General features: G+C 68.9%; 8 protein-coding genes. 7 read left to right on the forward strand and 1 reads right to left on the reverse strand.

All coding sequences use genetic code 11. From position 1 onward, the window contains the following. Positions 1-140 precede the first annotated feature (140 nt). The 5 genes from ACP7BI_RS13265 (at position 141) to ACP7BI_RS13285 (ending at position 2,639) form a co-directional block, all read left to right on the forward strand. Positions 141-1,181 (forward strand): TerC family protein, encoded by a 1,041-nt coding sequence (locus tag ACP7BI_RS13265; protein ID WP_425847146.1) that lies wholly within the window; start codon positions 141-143, stop codon positions 1,179-1,181. Between the two features lie 34 nt (positions 1,182-1,215). Beyond that, complete coding sequence (locus ACP7BI_RS13270) at positions 1,216-1,398, forward strand: hypothetical protein (RefSeq protein WP_425847148.1); 183 nt, start codon at positions 1,216-1,218, stop codon at positions 1,396-1,398. A 133-nt stretch (positions 1,399-1,531) separates the two neighbouring features. Beyond that, the gene (locus tag ACP7BI_RS13275) at positions 1,532-1,774 is read left to right on the forward strand and encodes an antitoxin (RefSeq protein ID WP_425847150.1); all 243 of its coding nucleotides are present in this window, start codon (positions 1,532-1,534) and stop codon (positions 1,772-1,774) included. 33 nt (positions 1,775-1,807) lie between these two features. Next, positions 1,808-2,161 (forward strand): helix-turn-helix transcriptional regulator, encoded by a 354-nt coding sequence (locus tag ACP7BI_RS13280; RefSeq protein ID WP_425847153.1) that lies wholly within the window; start codon positions 1,808-1,810, stop codon positions 2,159-2,161. 70 nt (positions 2,162-2,231) lie between these two features. Beyond that, positions 2,232-2,639: a hypothetical protein gene (locus ACP7BI_RS13285; RefSeq protein ID WP_425847155.1), complete on the forward strand. Its 408-nt coding sequence runs from the start codon at positions 2,232-2,234 to the stop codon at positions 2,637-2,639. A 5-nt stretch (positions 2,640-2,644) separates the two neighbouring features. On the opposite strand, the gene ACP7BI_RS13290 is transcribed toward ACP7BI_RS13285, so the two are convergent. Beyond that, the gene (locus ACP7BI_RS13290) at positions 2,645-2,968 is read right to left on the reverse strand and encodes a hypothetical protein (protein ID WP_425847157.1); all 324 of its coding nucleotides are present in this window, start codon (positions 2,966-2,968) and stop codon (positions 2,645-2,647) included. Between the two features lie 145 nt (positions 2,969-3,113). Here ACP7BI_RS13290 and ACP7BI_RS13295 point away from each other — a divergent pair, with 145 nt between their 5' ends. Both ACP7BI_RS13295 and istB read left to right on the forward strand, forming a co-directional pair. Next, positions 3,114-4,442, forward strand: a complete 1,329-nt coding sequence (locus tag ACP7BI_RS13295) for an IS21/IS408/IS1162 family transposase (RefSeq protein ID WP_425847159.1) — start codon at positions 3,114-3,116, stop codon at positions 4,440-4,442. Next, positions 4,439-5,101, forward strand: a complete 663-nt coding sequence (gene istB, locus ACP7BI_RS13300; protein ID WP_425847162.1) for an IS21-like element helper ATPase IstB — start codon at positions 4,439-4,441, stop codon at positions 5,099-5,101. Before ACP7BI_RS13295 ends, istB begins: the two co-directional genes overlap by 4 nt. Positions 5,102-5,214: the final 113 nt, after the last annotated feature.

Genomic DNA, 5,214 nt, shown 5'->3' on the forward strand with positions numbered 1-5,214 from the left:
ACTCCTCGATCGGATACCTCACACCGATCCAAGCCGAGAACGCGTACTACCGTGAGATCAACTCCCAGCCTCAGCCGATGCTGGGAGAACTCGCCCTCCACTGAACCCGGGGCGATTCAAATCGATCGAAAGGTCTTGTCATGGATGTCCCGTTCTGGATCTGGGCCGCGGTGCTCGCCTTCATCTTGGTGATGCTGGCCATCGACCTATTCGCCCACCGCCACGCCCACGTGATCGGGGTGCGGGAGGCGGCCGTGTGGTCCGGCGTGTGGGTTGCCTTCGGCGTCGCCTTCGGCGTGATCGTGTGGTCCGTGTGGGGGGCGGAGTTCGGCCAGCAGTACTTCGCCGGCTACCTGATCGAGAAGTCGCTGGCCGTGGACAACGTCTTCGTCTGGGCGATCATCTTCAGCTACTTCGCCGTCCCGCGGGAGTACCAGCACCGGGTGCTGTTCCTCGGTGTGCTGGGCGCCCTCATCTTCCGCGCCATCTTCATCGCCGCCGGCGCTGTGCTGATCCAGAGCTTCGCCTGGATCCTGTACGTCTTCGCCGCGTTCCTGCTCTACACCGGGTACCGGATGATCCGCCAGCGCAACGAGCACCTGGACCCCGAGAAGTCCGCCGTGCTGCGCGCCTTCCGCCGCTTCGTGCCGATGACCGAGGTCTACCACGGCCAGAAGCTGCTGGTCCGCCGAGGCGGGGTGCTGCTGGCCACCCCGCTGCTGGCGGTGCTGGTGCTAGTCGAGGTCACCGACGTGGTCTTCGCCGTGGACTCCATCCCAGCGATCTTCGCCGTGACCGATGAGGTGTTCCTCGTCTTTACCGCCAACGCGTTCGCAATCCTGGGACTGCGCGCGATGTACTTCCTGCTGGCCGATCTCATCCACCGCTTCATCTACCTCAAGATCGGCCTGGCACTGGTGCTGATCTGGGTCGGGATCAAGATGATGCTCAAGATCGACATCTTCTACATCCCCACCACACTCTCCCTCGCGGTGGTCGCCACGATCATCACCGTCTCCATCGTTGCCAGCCTGCGCGCCACCCGTGGCCAGGGCCGCCGGGCACTGCCCACCCCGGCCGAGGCGCCGTTCCGGGTCGCCACCGAGGCCGAGGACGCCGCTCTGGAACCCGTGTGGGGATCCCGGCGCCGCTCCACCCCCTCCGACCCCCCGACCCGCTGAAAGTTTCACCCCACCACCGAAGGAGATGAGCCCCATGGGACTCAAAGACATGTCACGCACACCATCCATTTCACGTCGATTGCGGCGTGCCGCGGCAGGCCTGGCCATCGCAGTGCTGCCTCTCACGATGGCGGTCTCCTGCGGCCCCGGCGAAGAGCAGGACCAACAGGAACAACAACAGGACCAGGAGGAGGACGGGCAGGAAGAGGACGACTGATCCCGGCCCGGCCCGGCCCGGCCTGGCCCGGGCCTCGCCTGCGGCACCGCCACGGGCGGGTTCCCCTTGGCTGACCATGCACGTCATCTGACCCCCGAACGATTTCACCCACCACCCCAAGGAGATGAGCCCCATGGGACTCAAAGACATGATCGCCAAGGCCCGCACCAGCGCCACCGGGGCCCTGGCTCGGCACCGCAACAAGATCGATCGGGGCATCGACACGGTCGGCGAGGTCGCCAACACCAGGACCGGCGGGCGCTACGCAACCCGCATCCGCAAAGGCGGCGACCAGGCACGGGCCGGGCTAGACAAGATCGCCCCCGACCGGCCGGGCCCCGACGAGCCGTTGCCCACCCAACCGGGCCCACGGTGAAGCACCAGCGCCACGATCCCCGAAAGGACAACGATGACCCGCCCCGCACAGAGTACGGATACCCGGCCGTCCGCCGAGCCAGCGCAGCTCCTAGCCGCCTCCGAGCGGCCGAGGTGGACGTTCCTGACCAACCACGGCCACGTCCTCCTTGCCGTGGCCACCGGCCCCGACCGGCGGGTCAGCGACATCGCCGCAGAGGCGGGCATCACCACCCGAGCGACAATGACCATCCTCAACGACCTCGAGAATGCCGGCTACCTTCGCCGGACCCACATCGGGCGGCGCACCCACTACACCCTCGACCCGCGCCGCCACTTCCGCCATCACCTCACGGCCGACCACGAAGTCGGGGAACTACTCGCCATCTTCGCCACGCCCGCTCCATGACTCACCGTCTTAGCAGCGAGTCCCCCTTCGTCGTCGCCGTCTCAGGGCGCGGCTCGGACCGGAGCCGCCGGTGATCGCCGGCAGCACGGTCAGCGCCGGCAACACGTTCGGCGAGACGGTGGCGGTGATGATCGACGCCGAGGACCGCGACCCCGCCGGACTGGTGGAGCATGCGCTGGAGACGTCGCAGCCGCAACGGGTGATCGTGATTGCGGTGGTGCGACCGCTCGGCTTCACCACCGACGCGGCGATCGCGGACCGGTACGCGATGCGGCGCGAACGGCTCGCCCGGCGGATGGAGAGCATCGTCGTGGCACTCGCCACTCCCGAGCTCACTGTGCAAGGCGCCTCCCTCGCCGGGGCCAGTGCCGGCTCAGGCAAGACGCAACGTAAGGCTGCCGCCTTCGGCCGCCGCCATGGAGCAACACTGCTCGTGCGTCGCACCGCGACGGGCGAGGTGGTGGCCGATGAGCTATAGATCGCTCAGAGCTTGGTGATTCTGCCCTCTGTGCCGTCGTACAAGTCGAAGTTGCGCTCACCGAGCAGTTCGATCATGTCATCCAGCGCAGCGTCGAGGTCGATCTCGCGCTCCTGGTTGTCGACCTCGAACGCCCGGATGGAGGGCTGGAATGGGTTGGAGTCGAGCAGCAAGAGGTAGAACCGCTCGAACTGTTCTTCGCGGCCCGAGGGGTCGGGGCGGCGCGTGAACAAGCGCAGGCGAGGGAACCCGTTCTCGAAGGTGCTCTTCCTCCGTGCCGTCCCATCGTGTGCGGCGTCGGCGTCGAGGAACAGGAACGCTGCGAGCACCGCGCAGGGGTGACGGCGCTCACTGAAATTCCTCAGTTCTGCTCATCGAATCTCCCCACTCTGGGTCGCTCCGCCGCATGAGGCGGGCCTCCCTGGATGCTGGTGGTCTCTGACCGCACACCAGCCCAGGGAGGCCCTGTTTCTCATGCTCTCAGAGAGGAGCAGCGTGGACATCCACGCTCTGCAGCGGCAGGGGATGACGATCAGCGAGATCGCCCGCCGCACGAACCACGACCGCAAGACCATCCGCGCCTACCTCGCCGGTGAGCGCCAACCCGGGGTCCGCCAACGTGCCTCGCCGGACCCGTTCGACGGGTTCGTCGTCTACGTCACCGCTCGGCTGACCGAGGACCCGCACCTCTGGGCGGTGACGCTGTTCGACGAGCTCGTCGGGCTCGGGTTCTCGGGCTCGTACCCGACGCTCACGCGGCAGATCCGGGCCCGTGGGCTGCGTCCCGCGTGCGTCGCGTGCGCGCATGTCACGAAGCGGGCGAACGCGATCATCGAGCACCCGCCGGGCGAGGAGACGCAGTTCGACTGGGTCGAGCTGCCCGACCCGCCGGCCGATTGGGCGTTCCCGACCAAGCGCGCCTACGCGCTGGTCGGCTCGCTCGCCCACTCGGGCGTCTGGCGGGCGGCGCTCTCGCCCTCGATGGACCTGCCGCACTTGCTGGCCGCGATGACGACCGTGCTGGGCCTGCTGGGCGGGCTGACGCGCGATTGGCGCTTCGACCGGATGCGGACCGTGCTCGATCCGACCTCGGGCGATCTGACGGCGCAGTTCGCGGCGTTCGCGAAGCACCATGGCGTGCAGGCGATCGTCTGCCGGCCGCGCTCGGGCAACCGCAAGGGCGTGGTGGAGAAGAACAACCACACCGCCGCGCAGCGCTGGTGGCGGACCCTCGCCGAGGAGGCGACGTTCGAGCAGGCGCAGGCCGGCTTCACGGCCTTCGCGGCCCGGCAGGACGGGCGCCGGCGCGAGGGCGAGGCCGGGTCGACCACCGCTCGAGCGATGCTGGCGGCCGAGCGACTGGGGCCGCTGCCGCACGTGCTGTTCCCGGTGATCGTGACCGAGCAGCGCACCGCGACCCGGCAGGCGCTGATCGACTGGCGCGGCAACCGCTACTCCGTCCCGCCGGAGCTCGCCGCGGCGCGCGTGACCGTTCACTGGCGGCTCGGCGCCGAGACGATCGACATCGCCACCGCGAGCGGCATCGTGGTCGCCCGGCACCGGCTCGCCGAGCCCGGCCTGGGCGTCACGATCCGCGACACCGGCCACATCACCGCGCTCGAGACGATCGCGCTCGCCTCAGCACCGCCGGAACGACCGCACCGTCGCAAGGAGCGCATCCCGCCCGGCACCGCGGCGCTGGCCGCTGCCGCCGTCCTCACCGGCACCGCCGGACCCGTCTCGACCGTCATTGATCTGGCCGCCTACGAGCAGGCCGCGAAGAACAGGAACACCCTCCCATGACCACCACCATCACCGTCACCGCGGCGAGCGTCTATCAGCAGCTGCGCGGCCACCTGACCGAGCTGAAGCTCGCCGACGCCGCCGAGGCCCTTCCGTCCGTGCTCGACCAGGCCCAGGCGGAGGGCTGGTCGCTCACGCATGCGCTCGAGCAGCTGCTGCGCATCGAGGTCACCGCCACCGACGCGCGCCGCCTTGCCGGCCGGTTCCGGTTCGCGAACCTCCCCACGGGCGCCACCCTGGACGACTTCGACCTCGACGCCGCCTCCGGCATCGACCGCTCCCTGCTGGCAGAGCTGGGCACCTGCCGCTACCTCGAGACCGCCACCAACGTGCTCCTCATCGGCCCGCCCGGCGTCGGCAAGACCCACATCGCCACCGGCCTCGGCCACGCCGCCGTGCAAGCCGGCTACCGCGTCTACTTCACCTCCGCCGCCGACCTTGCCGCCCGCTGTCACCGCGCCGCGATCGAGGGCAAGTGGTCGACCATGATGCGCTTCTTCGCCGGCCCGACGCTGCTGATCATCGACGAGCTCGGCTACCTGCCGCTACCCGGCGAGGCCGCCTCAGCGCTGTTCCAGGTCATCAACCAGCGCTACCTGAGGACCTCGATCGTGATCACCACCAACCGGCCCGTCGGCGCCTGGGGCGAGATCCTCTGAATCGCCCCGGTTCTGGTGGAGGGTCTGATTCCCCGAGAGGATGATGGCCATGCCAGCACCGAAGAAGTACCCGCAGGAGTTGCGGGAGCGGGCCATGCGGCTCGTGCAGGAGG

It is taken from the genome of Agrococcus sp. TSP3-2-1 (assembly GCF_049897585.1).
In the GTDB taxonomy this organism is placed as follows: domain Bacteria; phylum Actinomycetota; class Actinomycetes; order Actinomycetales; family Microbacteriaceae; genus Agrococcus.